This window comes from Providencia sp. (assembly GCF_040396775.1).
GTDB lineage: Bacteria > Pseudomonadota > Gammaproteobacteria > Enterobacterales > Enterobacteriaceae > Providencia.
Window position 1 is genome coordinate 309,439 of the sequence record NZ_JBEBNT010000002.1, and the last position, 19,702, is coordinate 329,140.

At 42.7% G+C, this 19,702-nt stretch carries 16 protein-coding genes; 3 read left to right on the forward strand and 13 right to left on the reverse strand.

The features are described from left to right. Positions 1-64: 64 nt before the first annotated feature. Complete coding sequence (locus tag ABWP91_RS03905) at positions 65-610, reverse strand: TetR/AcrR family transcriptional regulator (RefSeq protein ID WP_353242122.1); 546 nt, start codon at positions 608-610, stop codon at positions 65-67. 86 nt (positions 611-696) lie between these two features. On the opposite strand from ABWP91_RS03905, the gene ABWP91_RS03910 reads away from it, so the two are divergent. Further along, a complete protein-coding gene (locus ABWP91_RS03910) occupies positions 697-1,299 on the forward strand; it encodes a DJ-1/PfpI family protein (RefSeq protein ID WP_353242123.1) in 603 nt (200 codons plus the stop codon). Positions 1,300-1,362: 63 nt separating this feature from the next. Here ABWP91_RS03910 and torD read toward each other — a convergent pair whose 3' ends face one another. The 3 genes from torD to torC are packed head-to-tail and all read right to left on the reverse strand — an operon-like array spanning position 1,363 to position 5,692. Next, the gene (torD, locus tag ABWP91_RS03915) at positions 1,363-1,980 is read right to left on the reverse strand and encodes a molecular chaperone TorD (protein WP_502935787.1); all 618 of its coding nucleotides are present in this window, start codon (positions 1,978-1,980) and stop codon (positions 1,363-1,365) included. Next, on the reverse strand, positions 1,977-4,523 hold the full coding sequence (gene torA / locus ABWP91_RS03920; protein WP_353242124.1) for a trimethylamine-N-oxide reductase TorA: 2,547 nt from the start codon (positions 4,521-4,523) through the stop codon (positions 1,977-1,979). The genes torD and torA overlap by 4 nt, the downstream gene beginning before the upstream one ends. Continuing rightward, a complete protein-coding gene (gene torC, locus ABWP91_RS03925) occupies positions 4,523-5,692 on the reverse strand; it encodes a pentaheme c-type cytochrome TorC (RefSeq protein ID WP_353242125.1) in 1,170 nt (389 codons plus the stop codon). The genes torA and torC overlap by 1 nt, the downstream gene beginning before the upstream one ends. Before the next feature lie 136 nt (positions 5,693-5,828). Here torC and torR point away from each other — a divergent pair, with 136 nt between their 5' ends. Continuing rightward, the gene (gene torR, locus ABWP91_RS03930) at positions 5,829-6,530 is read left to right on the forward strand and encodes a two-component system response regulator TorR (protein WP_353242126.1); all 702 of its coding nucleotides are present in this window, start codon (positions 5,829-5,831) and stop codon (positions 6,528-6,530) included. On the opposite strand, the gene torT is transcribed toward torR, so the two are convergent. Next, the gene (gene torT, locus ABWP91_RS03935; protein WP_353242220.1) at positions 6,503-7,534 is read right to left on the reverse strand and encodes a TMAO reductase system periplasmic protein TorT; all 1,032 of its coding nucleotides are present in this window, start codon (positions 7,532-7,534) and stop codon (positions 6,503-6,505) included. The genes torR and torT overlap by 28 nt on opposite strands. Positions 7,535-7,618: 84 nt before the next feature. On the opposite strand from torT, the gene torS reads away from it, so the two are divergent. Further along, on the forward strand, positions 7,619-10,375 hold the full coding sequence (gene torS / locus ABWP91_RS03940; RefSeq protein ID WP_353242127.1) for a TMAO reductase system sensor histidine kinase/response regulator TorS: 2,757 nt from the start codon (positions 7,619-7,621) through the stop codon (positions 10,373-10,375). Positions 10,376-10,403: 28 nt separating this feature from the next. On the opposite strand, the gene cfa is transcribed toward torS, so the two are convergent. The 8 genes from cfa to ABWP91_RS03980 all read right to left on the reverse strand — a co-directional run bounded on the left by cfa (position 10,404) and on the right by ABWP91_RS03980 (position 19,604). Continuing rightward, positions 10,404-11,567, reverse strand: coding sequence for a cyclopropane fatty acyl phospholipid synthase (gene cfa, locus ABWP91_RS03945; RefSeq protein WP_353242128.1), 1,164 nt, complete (start codon positions 11,565-11,567; stop codon positions 10,404-10,406). 409 nt (positions 11,568-11,976) lie between these two features. Beyond that, on the reverse strand, positions 11,977-12,972 hold the full coding sequence (locus tag ABWP91_RS03950) for an OmpG family monomeric porin (RefSeq protein ID WP_353242129.1): 996 nt from the start codon (positions 12,970-12,972) through the stop codon (positions 11,977-11,979). Positions 12,973-13,050: 78 nt separating this feature from the next. Then, positions 13,051-14,319, reverse strand: coding sequence for a glycoside hydrolase family 27 protein (locus tag ABWP91_RS03955; RefSeq protein WP_353242130.1), 1,269 nt, complete (start codon positions 14,317-14,319; stop codon positions 13,051-13,053). Between the two features lie 74 nt (positions 14,320-14,393). Continuing rightward, positions 14,394-15,308, reverse strand: coding sequence for a DMT family transporter (locus ABWP91_RS03960; RefSeq protein WP_353242131.1), 915 nt, complete (start codon positions 15,306-15,308; stop codon positions 14,394-14,396). A gap of 1 nt (position 15,309) precedes the next feature. After that, positions 15,310-16,278 (reverse strand): N-acetylglucosamine kinase, encoded by a 969-nt coding sequence (locus tag ABWP91_RS03965; RefSeq protein ID WP_353242132.1) that lies wholly within the window; start codon positions 16,276-16,278, stop codon positions 15,310-15,312. A 13-nt stretch (positions 16,279-16,291) separates the two neighbouring features. Then, positions 16,292-17,146 (reverse strand): tagatose bisphosphate family class II aldolase, encoded by an 855-nt coding sequence (locus ABWP91_RS03970; protein WP_353242133.1) that lies wholly within the window; start codon positions 17,144-17,146, stop codon positions 16,292-16,294. A gap of 11 nt (positions 17,147-17,157) precedes the next feature. Next, the gene (locus ABWP91_RS03975) at positions 17,158-18,306 is read right to left on the reverse strand and encodes an SIS domain-containing protein (protein ID WP_353242134.1); all 1,149 of its coding nucleotides are present in this window, start codon (positions 18,304-18,306) and stop codon (positions 17,158-17,160) included. An 11-nt stretch (positions 18,307-18,317) separates the two neighbouring features. Beyond that, positions 18,318-19,604 carry a D-tagatose-bisphosphate aldolase, class II, non-catalytic subunit gene (locus ABWP91_RS03980; RefSeq protein WP_353242135.1) on the reverse strand — a complete coding sequence of 429 codons (1,287 nt, stop codon included), beginning with the start codon at positions 19,602-19,604 and terminating at the stop codon, positions 18,318-18,320. Positions 19,605-19,702: the final 98 nt, after the last annotated feature.

Sequence of the window (19,702 nt, forward strand, 5' to 3'; positions counted from 1 at the left end):
AGTTATCCAGATTGTAGGGAATTTAAGAGGAATGAGTGGTGTTTTGCGTGCTAGATAAGCATCATCAAAAATTAAAAAAACGCGTCTTTAAGCGAAGCGCATCAAGGATTAATTGGTTGAATTCTTGGTTGTTATGCCTATCGCCTGACATTTGGCCACCAATAAAACATAAATGGATCAATTTGCCGAGTATATCGGTATAGTGACTAGGAATAAATAAGCGATTGAGCTTTTCAGTCACAAACGCTAATCGGGTTTCATCGACCCTTTGCTGGTATTCTGCAACAATAGGGTCGTTGAGCGCCCATGCTCGAATGGCGACTTCTCTTGATGGGTGTTTTTGTGATGCAACATCAAGATATTTCTTCAAAATATCATCAAGAGTATAGGCTGAACCTGCCTGAGCTAGCATCTGCTCAGTGTATTCTAACTCCCAACATTTCAGTAAAGAGCGAACATATTCTTCGCGGTTTTTAAAATGGTGGTAAAAAGAACCCCGGGTCACATTGAGCTTTCGTGCAATGTGCTCACTGGAAAAACGGGTGTGTCCTTCTGTGTCTAATACATCGAACCCCGCTTTAATCCAACACGCTTTGGTCAATTTTTTCATTGTTCAATACAGGCTGTGTATGGTGGAAATACCACTGTTACTTTATGCCCTTAATTTGCCATTAACGAGAGCATAAAGGAACTGATATGAAAGAAATAGCCATTATTGCATTTGATAATTTTACGGATATTGACCTATTTTTCATGTGGGATATTTTGGGGCGTAATCAACAAGATTGGCGAGTTCGCATTTTGGCCATCACACCCACAATTCATTCTGCTCATGGTTTGGAAATTCCCGTGCATGGTTCAATATCTGATGCGAATCAAGCAGATGCTGTGTTGTTTAGCAGTGGTAAAAAAGGGGTACCAGAAATATTGGCGAATCCGAATTTTTTATCTGCACTACAGCTAGATTCAAGCCGTCAATATATTGGCTCGATTTGTGCAGGTGCGTTTATTTTAGATGCCCTTGGCTTATTACCTGAACGGAAAGCAACGACCCACCCTGATGCCAGAAACGCATTACAATTAAGGCGAGTAGAGCCGATTGACCAGCCTCTTGTTTGCCATGGAAAAGTGGCAACAGCAGGGGGATGTTTATCTTCGTTATATCTTGTCGGTTGGCTTATTGAGTCGCTATTTGATCAACAAAAACGCAAAGAAACGCTGAGTCATGTTTTACCAACGGGACAGCAAGCATTATTTGAAAACTTAATAGAATCCAGTTTAATTCAAAGTCGAATTTAGTTGATGTTAAATCGGGTGGCGTGCGAATACACGCGACCCGAGAGGTAATGCTAATAACATTATTTATTGATTTTGTTCATCTAACTGAACTAATACAAGTAACAGTTGGCTTAATGCACCATAAAAACCGAATTCATCATAACGTAGGCAATTGTGGCTAAATTTGGGGAGCCACGACAATAAAATCGATAAGGTTTGCTGGCGTAATTGCCTGACTTTTTCATGATCAATATTGGGTTCATTTAATGAAAAATGCAGATGACTGAGTAATTCCAAAAAGATGGAAAGATGGTCTGAAGGTTCATTAAATACATCACTGGTTTCCATTCCTGCTTCGAATAATAAACATGCAATTTGTGTGTTATCTTGCCCACTACTTGGGTAAACCGAGGCATAAGGTAAGGCGGATTGTTTGTCCGACATTAAAAACAGGCTGCAAAAATCCGCAGCCAGTTCTAATCGGGCATCAGGTCGATTTACAAGGGCATCAATCTTTGCCTTTAATTCATACGTTGCCGCACTTAATGACGGTTCTTGCTCAAGAATGGCAAACCAGCCCACCATATCGGTGGACTGAAGTTGTGCCAATTGGCTGCTATCTAATTCACGTGAGAATAGCTGTGCTAGCCATGCATAAGCACAGGCTATCTGTTCCGCGGTTAACATGTTGTTCTTGGTCATTTGTTCACCTGTGATGCAGGCACATATTCACATTGCGCCACCATTTCAATTGGCCCATCAAATGCACTAACGCTATCGATTTGCCCCGTGAATTTCTCGATCTCCACTAAGGTGGTGTGCGCGCTGGTAGCTTGGGCTAATTGTGATGTACCAATATCTAATGTTAATACGTTAGGGTTACCATATTTACACAGCGCATTGATTTCACCGCCTTTAGTGGGGTCATACCAAGCACCTTCGTGAATACGGGCAACACCTTGAGTATATAAGTCCGAAACCACGGCACCCGCTAATACTTGTCCTCGGTCATTAAAGACCCGAACGACATCACCGTTATGAATGCCACGAGCGTTGGCATCTTGAGGGCTGATGAATACGGGTTCTTTACCACTTACGGAATAATATTGGCGTAGCGCTGGCGATTCACATAATTGTGAGTGCAAGCGAAAATCAGGGTGGGCAGATTGCAAATGCAGAGGCCATTGCTTGGACCCAGGACCGCCGTGGGAGCGTTCAACTTTTTCAAACCACATTGGGTGACCTTGGCAGTCATCATATTGCATATCTGCGATAGTTTTTGAGTATATCTCAATCAAGCCGCTTGGCGTACCCAGTGGTTCTAAATCAGGATCTTCTCTAAAGGCTTGGTGGCGAACAAACATTTGCGGATGTTCAAATTCCACATAACCGTCTTTTTCCCAAAATGCATCAAAAGCAGGTAAATGGATCCCACGGCCTTTTCCTTGCTGGCTGCCTTCTTGCCAAATCCGTTTGAGCCAGCCCATTTGGTCTAAGCCTTCGGTGAATGCGTCTTCACGTCCAAAACGGCGGCATAAATCACGGAAAATATCAAAATCGTTGCGCGATTCAAACTGCGGCTCAACTAACTGTTTCATCGCAATAATGCCGCGATTGGAGTGGTTACCGTATTGGTCGAGGTCATTACGCTCAAATTGCGTTGTAGCAGGCAAGACAATATCGGCAAAACGGCAGGTAGATGTCCATTGGTTATCAATCGACACCACAGTTTCAAGTTTACGCCAACCTTCAATAATACGGTTAATTTGCTGGTGGCGATGGAATGGGTTAGTCCCCGCAAACACGCACATTTTTAATGGCGGTAGTTTGACGGATTTACCGTTCCAATTAATGGTTTTACCCGGCTCTAAAATTGCATCGATAAAACGCGCGATTGGAATAGTGCTGCTATAGCCCTTGTAATCATTGCTGTCGTGAATTGGAGGGACTTTGGTTGAGCCAGAAAAACCACTTAAAATAATTCCTTGGCGGCTAGGTGTGCCTGCGCCGTTGTAGTGCCAACCGAAGCCAAACCCGCCTCCTGGCAAACCAATTTGCCCTAACATTGCCGCTAAGACGACTATCATCCACGACCATTGCTCGCCATGTTGCATGCGCTGTACGCACCAGCCTGCAATAATTTGCGTGCGGTTGGCTGCCATTTGACGTGCAAGCGTGCGGATGGTTTCGGCATCAATACCGCAAATTTTGGCTGCCCATTGTGCATCTTTAACTTGCCCATCTTTTTCCCCAAGTAAATAGGGAACAAATAGGTCAAAACCAACACAGTAATCTTTGAGGAAGTTTTTATCGTGTAATCCTTCCGTATACAGCGTATGGGCTAAAGCAAGTTGCAATGGTACGTCAGCTTGCGGGTTAATGGCTATATGTTGAACATTATCACGCCCAAGATAATCATGGGTGGAGGTGATGATGGGGTCAATACTGATAACGTTTATCTCGCCGCTTGCCGCTTTTTCTTTGAGCTGCTCGTAATAGGCGTACACATCATGGTCTGGGCACCACCAGTTAGCTTGCTGGTTTTTAATTAGGTCAGAGCCCCATAACACGATGGTTTTACTGTTTTTTAATACCAAAGGCCATGAGGTCTGCTGCTCGTAGACCTCCATCGAACCCACGACGCGGGGTAAAATAACCTGCGCAGCCCCTGTGGAGTAGTCACCCCCCGTACTGACGCTGTTACCGTGCAGGGCGATGGCACGGGCAAGCATCCCAGAAGCATTATGGAACATGCCTGTTGATTGCCAGCCGCTTGCCGTTAATAAGCCACTTGGGCCATAAGTTGTCTGAATGCGTTCAAGCTCTTGATAGAATAAATCTAAAGCTTCATCCCACGAAACACGCACAAAACGGTTATCTCCCCGTTGGGTAGTATCGCTTAAATGGCGTTTGCGCAGCCAATCAACGCGTACCATGGGGTAACGAATGCGTGCAGTGCCATGTACGTGGTCAGGTAAACCTGCGATCATTTTGGATGGGAATTTATCACGCTCAAAGGCTTTGGCTTCGATAAATCGGCCATCGACAACGGTGGCACGAATAGCACCCCAGTGCGACCCCGTTAAAATGCCTTCTTGTACCACGGCGGTTTGCTCGGCCGCCGTTGCTGCACTGGCTTTTCGTGGGGTTAGTAATGAGGGGCCTAGCATCCCCGCCACCGTTAGACCACCTAGTTGGGCAAGAAAACGTCGACGAGAAGCTTGAAATGTCGGATTATTTTTCATTATTTTTCTCCGTTGTCACCGTGTGCAGCACCACCGGTATCAGATGCATTCATTTGCAGGTATTTCAATAAGGTACGTTCTTCGCGTTTATCTAAACTGGTAAAGCCAATCATGCCATTTAAGGTGCCTATCCAGCCGTTAGCGTCGAAGTGGGCGATATCAGGTGCCCCGTGGCACTGATTGCATGAACCGTTATATAAAGAGTCTGCATAAGCCCAAATTGGTTTGATATCGTTGACCATATCTCCTTGTTGCATCCACGCAGTGGCTTGCAATTTGCTCCATGAGGTATCTGTTGCCTCAACGGTGGTGCTTTCGAGGTTTTTTACGTTTTCTTGAACATCACCACGAATAGAGGCGACGAAAATACGTTTACCTGGTAACTCAGAAAGTACACGGCGGCGGCCATCGGTTTCTGTCCACCCCGTGATTTCCACTTGTAGCCAATCCCCATCGCGCTTTAACACTTTGACTTCAGACGCTGGCAGCAATGAACCCGCTGGGTCTTTATCGCCTTTTTGAGCGTAAAGCGGTTTGATATCAAGGGAATATAACGTATCGCCATCGTCATTTGCTTTGGCACGTAATTCGTCAAATTGCTTACGGAAACCACTACTCATATCCGGTAATTGGTGGGCAATGCCTTTGTGGCAATCGATACAAGATTGGTTGTCTTTCGCCGCAATTTGCATTTGGCGCGCGGCTTCTGGGTTTTGTTTTGCGTGATCCATCGAATCGTAATCATGGCAGGAGCGGCATGTCGCGGAGTTATTTTCTTTCATGCGAGCCCACTCGCGTTCTGCAAGTTCAGCGCGTTTCGCTTCAAATTTTTCTGGGGTGTCGATCGAGTGAGCGATAAATGTTTGATAAATATCATTGCTCGCTTCGAGTTTACGTTTAATCATGCCGGGGAGGTCGTTAGGAATATGGCAGTCGTGGCACTCAGCACGAACACCAGAAGCGTTTTGGAAATGAACAGATTGTTTATATTCTTCGTAAACGGTTTCCATGCTGTGGCAGCTAACACAGAATTCCGTTGTGCTGGTGACTTTCATTCCCACATGTGGAACAACGATGAGTGCAACGCCGACAACAATACCGACGATAAGTAGTGTGAGCATTGACCAACGCGCACTTGGCCTTAATAACGCTCTCCAGAGTTTCCGCATAATATCCCCTAAAATAATATGGTTTAATACAGAGGATCTTATTCAGTAAATATGAATAGCGGTACTGGTCAGGATGAACAACTTACGGCAAGATGTGAACAAATATGAACAGATATGAACAGAAGAGAAGAAATCGATGACATCACATCACATTGTGGTTGTTGAAGACGAGCCCGTTACTCAAGCAAGGCTACAAGCCTATTTTGAGCAAGAAGGGTATCGGGTTTCAGTTACGGGCAGTGGTGCGGGGTTACGCGAAATTATGGAGCTTCAGCCTGTTGACCTGATTTTATTGGATATTAACTTACCCGATGAAAACGGTTTAATGCTCACAAGGGCTCTGCGAGAGCGTTTCACCGTCGGGATTATTTTAGTCACAGGACGGAGCGACCAAATTGACCGCATTGTTGGCTTAGAAATGGGCGCGGATGATTATGTGACGAAGCCGCTGGAATTGCGGGAGCTCGTCGTGCGTGTGAAAAACCTGTTATGGCGCATCGACTTAGCAAACCAAGCACACTCGCAACCTATTTCCCAAGATAATTGCTACCAATTTGCAGGTTATTGCCTCAATGTTTCCATGCACACATTAGAATTTAACCAAGAAACCATCAAATTAACGCGTGCTGAATATGAAATGCTAGTCGCCTTTGTGACGAACCCAAGGGAAATTCTAAGCCGTGAGCGGTTATTACGCATGTTATCAGCCCGCCGTGTGGATAACCCCGATTTGCGTACCGTCGATGTGCTAATCCGCCGTTTGCGCCACAAATTAAAGGCGGATTTACTGGTCACTCAGCACGGGGAAGGTTACTTTTTAGCGGCGGATGTATATTGATAAACAGGGCGAAACCCCCCCGGAGAAAGTGAACAACGTAAGTGCTCACTATCCGCATTTTGCTGGGTTAAAACTAAAATCGGTGGGCTGATGTTATCCGGTACGCCACGACCTTCAAGTACATTAATTGCTTGCTCAATAACAAGTTCCCCTTGCCAAACCATTTGGTCACTGGCTGCCATGATAATTCGGCCGCGTTTTAAGCCTCGATAGACTTGGTGAGATAAGTAAAAAGACACAATATTGAGCGGTTTTGCAAGGTTACGTTTTTCTCCCATTGCAGCTTCTGCCGCAATGGCGGTACCAACTACGACATCGGTATCTGGGTGGCGCTCTAACATTTCATGCAATAAATTACGTTGGATTTCAAGGTCGTTATCACCATGAGCAATATCAACAATCGTCACATTGCTTCCTGTTATGGCTTGTTGAAAACCATCTTCCATTTCTTGGCTGCCGCCTGCATCACGAGGGCCGGGCATTAACAAAACTTTCAATGGGTTGCCTTTGCTCCATTGAACAAGGTAACGACCAGGTTGATAGCCCATTTGGAACCATGGCACACCAACGCGAGTTTTTATCATGTTATCGTGCGTGGCATTAACCACTTCAATCACAGGTAAATTACCCACTTGTTGGCGTAAGTTAGGAAATGATGTTGTGCTGCTCCCGAGCAACAATGCATCGGCTCCCCAGTGTTGGCATTGGGTGATTTGTTTTTGCTGAGTGGCGAGTTGATTATAGCCGCCGGCTTCTAAAACTTTTAAATCGACGCCATAAGTTTGAGCTGCTTTTTGCATACCGTAATTGATGGATAACCAATAGGAATCTTTTAAGCTTGGGTAAAGGGCACATAACTTCCAGACCTTGGTAGCATGGGGAGCTTGGTGCTTTTGATGACCAAAAGATAAGTTATCTTGCCAACGTAATAGCGCTTCATTTTTATCCGCAGCATAACCCAGCACTGCGTAAAACGTGACGAACAGTAAAATAAATGCGCGCATGATAGCCTCACTGGTCATAAACCTTTATCCTAAATGCTTTCGTAAGATGAACTCAACCTTTATTAACCGCTAGGTACGTAAACCGTGAACTTATCACTGACTCGACGATTATGGATGGGCTTTGCCTTAATGGCCGCATTGACGTTCATAAGTACCCTAGTTGGGTGGTATAATCTCCGTTTTGTGAGTCAGGTTGAGCAAGATAATACCCAAGCCTTGATCCCAACCATGAATATGGCGCGTCAATTAAGTGAAGCCAGCGCATGGGAGCTTTTTTCTGCGCAAAACCTGACCAATGCCGATAATGAAAACAGCTGGCTTGCACAAGGGCGAATGTTAACCGCACAAAGCTTAAAAATTACTAACTTATTGAAAACTCTTCGCCAACAAGGCTTTGATACTTCCGCTATTGAGCAACAAGAAAAAGAAATCGCCCAATCGTTAAGCCAACAGGGGGAGTTAGTTGGTCAACGGCTCACATTGCGTAACACACAACGACAACTGCGGCAGAGTATTATCTCAGCGGCAGGGGAAATTGCACAGCTAGCCCATGGGCAGGCAAACAATGCCGCGACCTCTGCGGGGGCAACGCAAGTTAGTTTATATGATTTAATTGAAGAGAAACGCACTTCACAAGCACAGGCCGCACTTGATCGCTTGATTGATATTGACCTTGAATATGTTAGTCAAATGAATGAGTTACGCCTTAGTGCGATGCGTGTTCAACAGATGGTATTAAATTTAAGTACCTTGCCATTCAACCCCAATGCCTCAGAATTAGATAACCAACTCCATCAGGCAGTGAAAATCCTCCAACGTCGGCAAAAATATATTGAAGATCCCGCTGTGCGTAACCAAGTGGAGAGTGCATTGGAGGTTGTTAGCCGTTATGTGGAGTTGATTGCGCTGTATCGCCAAGAAAACGATATCACCACGCGTTTACAGATTTTATCGCAAAATAACATTGACCAATTTGCTCGTTTTAGCAGTGAAGTTACTCAACTGGTTGATACTATTGAACAACGTAACCAAACCGCACTGGTTGAGATCAAACAAGCCAGTGAAAGAGGCCAAAACTGGTTATTGTTACTCAGTATCGTGTCACTTTTTTCATTTATTTTGATTTTATGGCGCGTGGTCTATCGGTTAGTGACCAAGCCATTAGAACAGCAAACTCAAGCACTTCAACGGTTATTGGAGGGGGATATTGATTCCGCATTTCCCGAAACCGCAGGCGTGAAAGAGTTAGACACAATTGGGCGTTTAATGGATGCATTTCGTTCAAGCGTTCATGCGCTGAATAGTCAGCGTGAACAGCTCGCCGACCAAGTCAAAGCACGAACGGCGGAATTAAGGGTGTTGGTGGTAGAACACCGAAAAGCACGCGCAGAAGCGGAGAAAGCCAACCAAGCCAAATCCGCCTTTTTGGCTGCGATGAGCCATGAAATTCGTACGCCATTATATGGCATTTTAGGTACGGCGCAGTTGTTATTAGAAAAGCCGCCACTCAAGCAATATCGTGAAGATTTACATGCGATAACAGATTCCGGTGAGTCTTTACTGGCTATTCTCAATGATATTTTAGATTACTCAGCTATCGAAGCAGGTGGCCAGAATGTTTCTATTAGCGATGAACCTTTTGAGCCGAAACCGTTATTAGAAAGCACATTATATTTAATGAATGCGAGCAATAAAAATTGTTCTATCAAGATGGTGGCAGATATTGCGGATGACTTACCTGCGGCACTACAGGGCGATCCGTTACGCATTCGGCAGATTATTACTAACTTATTGAGTAATGCGCTGCGTTTTACACAGACAGGGCAAATTACTCTGCGCAGTTGCCGTTTTGGTAAATATTGGTTTATTGAAGTCGAAGACACCGGGTGCGGTATTGAAAGCTCGCGCCTAGCGGATATTTTTAAACCGTTTGTGCAAGTTGATAGTCAGCGCGGAGGAACTGGTCTTGGGCTAACCATCAGTGCCAGTTTGGCTGAGGCCATGGGCGGGGAACTGACAGTCAATAGCGAGTTGGGTATGGGAAGCTGTTTTCGCTTAACCTTGCCCCTTTGCCTTGCATCTAAACCAATTGATAAGCCCTCTGGATTACCAATTAACATGAACGGCGTGAATTTATTGCTGATAGAAGATAACCCGCTGACACAAAAAATTAGCAGCGAAATGCTCATCTCAAGTGGGGCGAAAGTGACGATAGCGGGCTCAGCCGCAGAAGCGTTAGCGATACTCTCACAACAACCTTCCTTTACCGCTGCGCTGGTGGATTTTGGCTTGCCTGATATTGATGGTATTACACTGGCAAAACAGTTATCAGAGCAATATCCTCTGTTGATCCTAATAGGTTTTAGTGCCCATGTGATTGATGAAACGTTGCGACAGCGTACCAATAAAATTTTCCGCGGGATCATTCAAAAACCCGTTCCACGGGATACGCTCAATCAATTAATTACTAAATATATTTCAGGTGGTGAATACCTTGCTCCTACCACTTCAGAGAGTCCACAACAGGTCAATTTATCTCAACTGGAAAATGATGCACAATTGATGGGGTATCCTAAAATTCAAGAGTGGATAACTATCTTTAAGCAGCATTCTTTCCCATTATTGGCCGATATTGAAGCTGCTTATCAACAACATGATGCTGAACGGATTAAACGGTTGGCGCATCAATTAAAAAGCAGCTGTGCGAGTTTAGGCATGCAAACGGCGATGGCGACGTGTGCTATTTTAGAAAAAAAACCTTTACAACCCAAAGAGTTAAGAAAAGAAATCGAAATTGGGTTACAGGTGATTGAGCGATGGTTAGATAATCAATCGGCTTGATCTCATCGTCACTTCACTGCACCAAGATTTACCTTGCAACTCGTAGGCCACCCTCGACACCTTGCGGGCTCCATAAAATTTGCCATAACTGGATGTCTCGGGCTCGAAAAGCCCCCGCGCAGGCATTTAAGTAATAAGAAAACATTCGTTTAAAACGCGGTGTATAGTTTGCTTCTAGTTCAGGCCAAGCGACTTGGAAACGTGAATACCACGCCATCAGCGTTTTATCGTAGTCAGCGCCAAAGTTATGCCAATCTTCCATCACTAATTTATTTTCACTACTTTCACCAATATTTTGCAGTGAAGGTAGACAACCATTTGGAAATATATATTTATTGATCCATGCATCGACATTGACCTTATTTCGATTAGAACCAATGGTGTGCAATAAAAATAGCCCATTGGGTTTTAAATTGCGTTTCACCACATCAAAATAGGTTGCATAGTTTTTTGGCCCGACATGTTCAAACATACCAACGGAAACAATGCGGTCAAATTGGTCATTAAGATTACGGTAATCATCTAATAAAATTTGCACATCAAGTTCAGCACACCGCGTTTGTGCATATTTTTGCTGCTCAGCGGAAATCGTTACACCCGTTACCGACACTGAATAATATTTTGCAGCAAAAGCCGCAAGTCCTCCCCAACCGCAACCGATATCAAGTAAACGCATACCTGGTTTTAATTGCAGTTTTTCGCAAATCAGTTTTAATTTTTGCTCTTGCGCCAAAGGTAAGTTTTCAGGAGTATTCTCTAACCCCTTCCAATAACCGCAGGAATATTGCATATAAGGGTCAAGCATCCGTGAAAATAAATCATTGCCAAGGTCGTAATGTTCTTCCCCAACCATGCGCGCACGTTTTGGTGTTTGTAAATTACGGATACGCGCAATGGCAATTTTCAGGGTGTCACTGAAATTATGTGGCAGTTTTTTATCGAGCCCATGGCGGAGTGCATGGTGGAAAAAGATATCTAAACGCTCGCAATCCCACCAACCATCTATATAGCTTTCGCCGAGCCCAAGAGAGCCCTGCTGTAAAACTCGTTTGTAAAATTGGTCATTGCGGACGTGAATATCGAAAGGCTGGGAGCCATTAATTTCAATGCCAGCCTCGCTTAATAGCTCGCTAACAATGCGCTTCCAAGAGTCGACAGAGGTTTTTTGATTAACAGCATGTTCGGTACTCATCTGATCTCCAATTTTTAGCAAAGTGGGATTCAGAGAACTTTATTTGTGACGTATTCGCGGTACAGCAAAACAGGAATATTGACCACCACTGCATGGCAGACAGTGTATTAGCGTTATTGTTGCTATAAATAAAGCTCAAATCCGGTTTCAGATAACTCTCTAAAAAATATAAAACCTTCAGTGTGAATTTCAATCAAAATCACAACTAAATAACATAAAAGGCACTTATCACCAAAAAATAAGGTAAAAGAAGGGAATATTGCCTTTATATCATTAGATTTTAGTATGGCATAGGTGAGTGACAAAATGATGAAAGATATTTTTATAAGAAAAGTTTAGAGAATTACAGATGTGTAGATGGCTGCTTGAAGCTGTGAAGCAGCCAGATGTATATTATTTGCAGTTAATCTTAAAAGCGAGAACTGAGGTTCAAACCTGAATAGTGAAAATGGTAATGTCGTTTTTCACCTTCATTTGCGTAGCTTTGTTTTTGTGTTTCTAAGGCATATTCCAAAGAGATAAACAGTCGGTCAGTAATATTCTGTTCAAGTAGCAAGCCATATCGGCGGTCCCTTTCATGTTTTTTCTTATTGCGCTCATCATCAAAATGATGAGTATCTAAAGTGTGACGGTAATAGGGGGTCAAGGTAGTTGACTGATCAGCAACTAAAGGGAGGCTTATAGGAAAATATAGGCGGATTTCTTGTTGAGCAAATTCTGAGGATGGGCGATTTCCCTTATTCCAACCTTGATTAATATAATAATTGAGGCTAGTACTGAATGTTTCATTGAATGCATAGTTAAATCCTGTTTCGCCTTCAATTTCTTTGTCTGTTAACTCGTTTTTTTTAATGTGATTATAGTAATTAAATAGTCCAAGCCAACCTGCAAAATTAAGGTTGTCGGTTAGCGTGACTTTCCAATCGGGTTGAATGTCATAACGTAGTGTGTTGTAAATGTGTTCTTGGTTTTCTGGACTACGGTGATGCCAACGGTAATATCGAAACCCACCTAATAAACCCAGTTCAATATTATCAATGATACGGCTTTGATAACGAAGGTTAGTTTCGTATCGGTCAAACCAACTATCTCTACCTTTTGTTTTATAATAGCTGGAGACATTATAATTCTCTTGGTAGAACCCGCCATAAAAATGCCAGTTATCTTTTTCATATTCTAAATAATAGGTTTGTTCAAATATCCCTTTTTTGTCACTGTTGGATTGTGTGTTTTCATTCTCAAATAACATGCCCGCTTTGAAATTATATTCATCATTATTAATTTGAGAGGGGTTTTGGATTAAAATGTTCTCAGAGTTATTGTCAAAAATTAGATCATCAGCCCATGTTTTATTTGAGATTAATAATATAAATGTACAAAAAAATAATATTTTTTTATTTTCCATTCTAATAGCCTTTATTTATAATTATTATTAAATATCGTGGCTACGAAATATAAACCATAGCCACAAGGAGGTTGCTAATTACCAACCGCTACGAATGAGTAATATTTTGGCCTCATGAGATTGAACTTCAGTGGTATAACTTTCTTCAAAAGTTCCTAAATCTTTATGTTCCCATAAATCACGGACTTTTGTTTGTTTCCACGGAAGGTCTAAATCTTGATGAATATTCAGCGTCATGTTTGCAGTTTGCCCTGAGCGGTTCAAAAGGGCGACAGCCCAGGATCCGTCGGCTAAAGGTTTTGCAAAAATTTGTAGGTCACCATTATTGACATAACGTTTAGCTTGGATCCCCAAAGAATCTTGGTTCAATGCAATAATTTCTTTATTCTTTAATGTGGTTAAATCATCAGTAGTTAAATTATCTAAATCGGCGCCTATCAAGAGTGGTGAGCTGAGCATAGACCACATGGCAAAGTGTGTACGATATTCCGTATTCGATGCACCTGTACCAACAAGTTCTTGAGATTTTCCATGTAACCCGATGATTAGCATGTCGTAATCGTTCCAGTGGCCTTTACCACTATATTGTTCAAGCCCAACCCCTCTGTCTATCATATCGAGGACATCAAAATAATAACCTTCACGGTTACCAGGGTAGTTGAAATCATCACTGATATCTTGGCCAATGCGCCATTGATTGGCACCTAAGTCAGCAGCCCACTCCCAAATATTTTGCCAGCCACAATGGCAAGCATGATATACCATCGGGCGACCTGCGCTATCGAGCTGTTTAGACATCTCACCAAAAGCTGTCACGAGAGCTTCTTTTGATGCTTGCTGATGGCTACAGCAGGAATCATATTTCAAGTGGTCAATTCCCCAAGATGCAAAGAGTTTTGCATCCTCTTGCTCATGCCCTTCAGAGCCAGTATAGCCTGCACATGTTTCATTACCTGGGCCGCTATAAATACCAAGCTTCATACCATTTTTATGTGCGTAATCTGCAATGTATTTAATTCCTCTCGGAAATTTTTTCTCATCAAATGTTAATGGATGTTCAGCGCGAGAGCCTTTATGTTTTTGCCAACCATCATCAATATTGACATAAATATAACCCGCATCCCTTAATCCACTTGAAACCATTTTATCAATAGTATCCATGATTATTTTTTCATTAATTCTATCGCCATAATTATTCCAACTGGACCATCCCATTGGTGGAGTCTTGGCAAGATTAGCACTGAATGATATTTTATTTTCGGGTGATTTAATTGTTTCTTTATTTATATCGGCTTTAGCAATAAAACTAAATAGAGCGGCAAAAATAACAACATGATATTTATTCATGAGTATATTCTCCGTATTATATACAGTTATTTTTTGAATTTTATTTAAATTTAAGACTATTTCAAATTCTATATTTAATTATTATTTTCACTTGGTGTAATATTTAATATTTGCTTTTTTTCCTCTGAATAAACCATAATTGTTGAGCCTGTTACTGCAAGTACGATACCAATTAATGACCATGTTCCTGGAACTGTTTGGTATATAATGAGTGAAATGACAGCAGTTAATACAGGTGCCAGTGCATTGGTACAAGGCGCGATAATTGTGGCTTTACCTCTGGCTAGAGCCATGACTAAGCAAAGGGCACCGATGGCATTAAGGACTTGGATAAATGCCGTTGAAACAATGGCAGTCCATGGATAACTTATTGATGCATCAGGTAACATTAACCAAGCTATTGGGGCAAGAATAATTCCTGTAATTGTCATATAACCGAAAATTGAACTATCTTGCACACCTTCATTAGATGCTCTTTTCATAAAAAAGGCTTGAATTCCCCATGCAGCACAGATGATTACGGAATAAACTAACCACGTTATGCCATCACTTTGTTCTCCATTATTACTGCTTATGCTAAACATGATGATAGATAATAAAGCGAGAGCAACACCAACAAAACCTAATTTAGCAATTCTTTCTTTTAATATTCCCAGCGACATAATAACGGTAATAGCGGGGGAAATAGAAATAATTGGAAAGACTAAATAAGCGGGCGCTCCCATTGCAAGAGTTTTAAATAATAGTAATTGACCACCTGCACCTGTAAAGCCCACTAAGCAACCATAAAAAATGGCTTTACCAGAGGTATCAAATTTTTTCCCGCGTAATGAAAAATAGCAGGGAATTAACATTGTGAATGACCAAATAATATAAATCCATTGGTCGGGATAGCCATATTCTTGCGTTGGCCAAGCACTAAATGCTCCCCAAACGCCCCATGTAATGACTACTAAAAAAGTATAAATAATCCAAGAGTTATTCTTCATCTTAGCCTCCAAGTGTCAGTTTTTTTAATGCTTGCTCGTTGAGTGGCGTACTGTTAAGTTTTGCAGCATAAATGGCAGCACCAAGGCTAGGGTGATATTCAGGTAATGAAATATGGTAATTACCATTGAGCTTTGCCAACTCATAGGCAAATGCTTCAAGGATAATATCGCCACACTTAAATACCCCCCCAGAATAAGATACTCGAACACGTTCATCTGATTGATAATTTAAAAGTCCACGTAAAGAATCAACCATCAAAGACAGTTCTTTTGCTGCTTGAAAGAAAATTGCTCGACTTTGTTTATCACCTGCAATAGCGGCTTCACACGCAATAGGGGCAATTGATGCAATTTTTCCGCGGTCGCCTTTCCATTGGTTAAAAACCAAGTCACAAATATCTAAGTCGTTGGCAACAGGATAGGTTTCTCGTAGTAGGTCATAAAAAATATCTTTTTGTAAACGGCCATCAGCCATACGAGAGAACAAATTTAGAGATTGGTTACCTATCCAATAGGCACTTCCTTCATCGCTAAATAGTTCACCCCATCCGCCACAGCGAGCTGTTATGCCGTTGTGCTCGCCATAAGCGATTGAGCCTGTGCCCGAAACGATATTGATACCATCTTGGCAGCCTAAGCTTGCAGCCCATGCACAAACCATATCGTTATCGCAGCGATATTTATCGCTGTTGAGTAATGAAGATGGAAGGGCATTGAGCTGGGCAATATCTGCTGAAATTTCACCGTAAGCGGGCAGCCCTAAGAAGGTATAATCAATCTCGTGAGGTTGAACGCTTGCGCGGCGACAGATTTCATTGATACCGTTAATGACAACATTGCGGGCAGAATCCATCCCAACACTTAAGTAGTAGCTGGTGGCTGACTCATGACGTGCCAGCACTTCTCCAGTATCTGTTATTAGAACAAATGCTGTTTTGGTTCCGCCCCCATCGACTCCCAAAAAAATCATGTGATTCTCCTCGTTATAGGCGACCTTCAGAGCCACACAGCGTGATCTTCTCATGGACCACTTGTTTCATCGCATCCATACCAGTACGCATGTAAAAGCGAGGATCATTGGCATTCGGATTTTCTGCAAAATACACTTTTACGGCATTTGCAAAGGCAATTTTTAATTCTGTCCCTACGTTGACCTTCGCAACACCTAAACGAATGGCATGGGTCACATCATCGTTGGGTACACCACTTCCTCCATGTAACACCAGGGGGATATCAACTAATTTTCCAATGACAGCTAGACGGTCAAAATCAATTTTTGGTGGTTGTGTATACATGCCGTGAGCCGTACCAATTGCGACGGCAAGACTGTCAATTCCTGTACGGTGTACAAACTCAACGGCTTGCTGAGGGTCTGTTAAAAAGGCATTTTGAGCATCTACATTTTTATCATCTTCTTGACCGCCTAATTGTCCTAATTCCGCTTCCACACTACAATCCGAACGATGGCAAAAATTGACGACTTGCCTCACTAAATCAACATTTTGTTCAAACGGAAAGTGGCTAGCATCGATCATGGCACTGCGTACACCCGCATTGACTTTATGAACGATGTCATCAAACTGCTCGTGATGGTCAAGGTGTAAAATCGTTGGCATGTTGTAGCTTTTGGAATAGGCTCGGCACAGTGCCAGCATTTCTTCACATGCAATATGTTTATAGGTTCCTGGTGTACCAGCTAAAATTGCAGGAGACTGGCGCTCAGCACACACCTCTAGTACCGCCTGAATAGTTTCTGCGTTGTGGATATTAAACGCAGGTACTGCCCAGCCTTGTTGGCGTGCACGTTGTAATAAGTATTTTGTTGATATAATTGACATATTTTTTACCTCTATTGTTCAGTATGCCAAGGGTAAATATTGACACCTTTAACGACGCGGTTAACAAAACCCTGTGGTGAAGGGTTATCGGGTTCAAAAGAGAAATGAATCGACTGGGCAACCGCATAAACTTGGGCAAAAACTAAAAAGCCGAGAACGAGCTGGCTGTCTGAAAAATGTTGAGCATTAGGCAAGTAAAAATAATTGCCTTGCTCAATAGTGGTATCTTGTTGCCCTGATATTGCAGTGACATTACGGGCAATTGCGTCATTACGTAATTCAGCTAATAAATCAAGGTCATAAGCACGGGTGTAAGGATGATTGGATACCAAAATAATCACTTGGGTTTCATTATCAATCAACGATTTAGGGCCATGACGGAAACCAACTGGTGATTCATAAAACGTGGCTGTTTTCCCCGCTGTTAATTCTAAAATCTTTAAGGCACTTTCGTGAGCAATACCTTGCAAGCAGCCACTTCCAAGCCAAATAATGCGTTTAATACCCGCAATTTGCAGAGGTGATGATTGCATGTCTTTTTGCTGCTCAAGGAGTAACGAAACGCTGTTAGCGAGATCATCGACAGCAACACGGTTGGTTCCTTCACATTCAAAAGCTGCTATACAGCCAAGCATCATGCTACTCATACTGCTAGTCATAGCGAATCCACGGTCACAGGTTTGTGCTGGGATGGGTAAAATTAGGGCGTTTTCCTCGTTATGATAGCGTTGGTATAGTGCGCCTTGCGGGTTGCAAGTCACTATTAAATGGAAACAACGAGGGTTACGTTGTTCAGCAATGGTAAGTGCAGCCAAGCTTTCGGGGCTTGAACCTGAACGAGCAAAAGAAACAATCAACAACGGGCAGTGTTCTGGTAAGTAGCCTGCCGGGTCGCTGACCATGTCTGTCGTTGAAACAGAGAGTATTGGAACTTGTAGTTTTTTCGCGAGTATGGGGGCGATTGTATCACCAATAAAGGCCGAAGAGCCTGCACCTGTGAGTAAAATACGCAGGTCAGGGAGGGCAAGCAACGGTTGCAGAAAAGCTGTTATTTTCGCTTGGTAAGCGCTCACTGACGCTTGGGTTTGCCGCCACATCTCAGGTTGTTGTCTAATTTCTTTTTCGGTCCAACATTCGGTTATTGCTTGTGTCATAGTCATAATCTATTTCCTTATAGTGACGCAGGCTGGCAAGCTGCATTGTAGATACGTAAAACATCAATAATGTGCTCAATAGCGAAGTCATGGGCAGAAACTTTGTGTGCACTATTGCGTGCGAAATCGTACTGAGCAGGTAAGTACTGACTAACTAATGTAAGCGGGATAGTCACTTGCGCTAAGTTGATAAATAATTGCTCAACAGCTTGCTGAACTTGTTGATTTGGCCAGTAATAGCGTAGTCTGTCAGAGTAACTAAAGTGACGAGCAAGGTGCTGTTGCTGCGTATCACCATGGTAATAACGCTGCCAACTTTCAGGATGTGCTAACATTTGCGCTTCTAAAACTTGGCGTAATTGACTCAGTTTTTCTGTGGGAACTAACTCTTTTTCAATTAATTCCAAAGCGTATAGCGCCTCACGTAGAGCGAAGGTCAAAGCAGGACCGACTTTTAAAATAGCGAAGTGGTCGCGGACAAGCTCATGGTAGGCAATTGCAGGTTGGTAGTCGGTGGAATGCGCTTCAAAAACCATATTTGGGTAGTTTTCAATAAATTTGCTTAATGAAATGGCTTTTTTAGCTTGGTAGTCGACCACACTATCATGAGAAAACTCGACGCCAGGTTGCACCACTAACCCAACAACGAATGGCCAAATAGGTGTTAAACCTTGTGCGGCAAAGGCTTCTTTATGGGCGGTAATGGTCTTCTGTGCTGCGTTTTCAGACGTGACTTCAAGCTCATCAAGGGACTCATTTGCTCCGCCAGGCACAGGGACTTCCGTTCCTATGATGTAGACAATTTCGTGTTCTGGATGATATTTTTGACGTGTTTCTTCGCAAACTTTGGCTAGTCTTGCTGCTCGTTTAGCGATCACTTCATCGGACAGTATCGCAGGGTCATCAGCACAAGACATGCTGCAATCAATATGAATTTTGCTAAAACCTGCCGCAACATAATGCATGACAACGGTTTCTGCTTGTTGCATCGCATATTCAGCAGGCAAATGCTGCCAACGATTTGGTCCTAAGTGATCGCCCCCTAAGATTAATTTGTCTAAGCTTAAACCTAAATTGTTCGCAAGGTTATCAACGTATTTACGAAAATCTTGCGGGGTCATTCCTGTATAACCCCCTTCATGATCAACCTGATTTGAGGTTGCTTCGACCAATAGCAAACTTCCATTATCCTTGGCATGTTTGATGGCGGCTTCCAATACCAAAGGATGAGCGGAACAAACCGACGTAATCCCAACTTGCTCACCTTGCTTATGTCTTTCAATAAGCTTTGATATACCGTTCATTGTAACCTCTTTTGTTTCGTTTTGTTTCTTTCTTTGTTTGATTAACGCCTTTTTACGTTAATCGAAAGAAAAAATAAGATCAATGAAATAAAGAAAAC

Excerpts from the sequence above, each read along its gene's own strand:
- ABWP91_RS03975 (WP_353242134.1), bottom strand. The coding sequence starts at position 18,306 with ATGACTATGACACAAGCAATAACCGAATGTTGGACCGAAAAAGAAATT.
- torA (WP_353242124.1), bottom strand. The coding sequence starts at position 4,523 with ATGAAAAATAATCCGACATTTCAAGCTTCTCGTCGACGTTTTCTTGCC.
- ABWP91_RS03955 (WP_353242130.1), bottom strand. The coding sequence starts at position 14,319 with ATGAATAAATATCATGTTGTTATTTTTGCCGCTCTATTTAGTTTTATT.
- ABWP91_RS03970 (WP_353242133.1), bottom strand. The coding sequence starts at position 17,146 with ATGTCAATTATATCAACAAAATACTTATTACAACGTGCACGCCAACAA.
- ABWP91_RS03965 (WP_353242132.1), bottom strand. The coding sequence starts at position 16,278 with ATGATTTTTTTGGGAGTCGATGGGGGCGGAACCAAAACAGCATTTGTT.
- ABWP91_RS03980 (WP_353242135.1), bottom strand. The coding sequence starts at position 19,604 with ATGAACGGTATATCAAAGCTTATTGAAAGACATAAGCAAGGTGAGCAA.
- ABWP91_RS03905 (WP_353242122.1), bottom strand. The coding sequence starts at position 610 with ATGAAAAAATTGACCAAAGCGTGTTGGATTAAAGCGGGGTTCGATGTA.
- torD (WP_502935787.1), bottom strand. The coding sequence starts at position 1,980 with ATGACCAAGAACAACATGTTAACCGCGGAACAGATAGCCTGTGCTTAT.
- ABWP91_RS03910 (WP_353242123.1), top strand. The coding sequence starts at position 697 with ATGAAAGAAATAGCCATTATTGCATTTGATAATTTTACGGATATTGAC.
- torT (WP_353242220.1), bottom strand. The coding sequence starts at position 7,534 with ATGCGCGCATTTATTTTACTGTTCGTCACGTTTTACGCAGTGCTGGGT.
- ABWP91_RS03960 (WP_353242131.1), bottom strand. The coding sequence starts at position 15,308 with ATGAAGAATAACTCTTGGATTATTTATACTTTTTTAGTAGTCATTACA.
- ABWP91_RS03950 (WP_353242129.1), bottom strand. The coding sequence starts at position 12,972 with ATGGAAAATAAAAAAATATTATTTTTTTGTACATTTATATTATTAATC.
- torC (WP_353242125.1), bottom strand. The coding sequence starts at position 5,692 with ATGCGGAAACTCTGGAGAGCGTTATTAAGGCCAAGTGCGCGTTGGTCA.
- cfa (WP_353242128.1), bottom strand. The coding sequence starts at position 11,567 with ATGAGTACCGAACATGCTGTTAATCAAAAAACCTCTGTCGACTCTTGG.
- torR (WP_353242126.1), top strand. The coding sequence starts at position 5,829 with ATGACATCACATCACATTGTGGTTGTTGAAGACGAGCCCGTTACTCAA.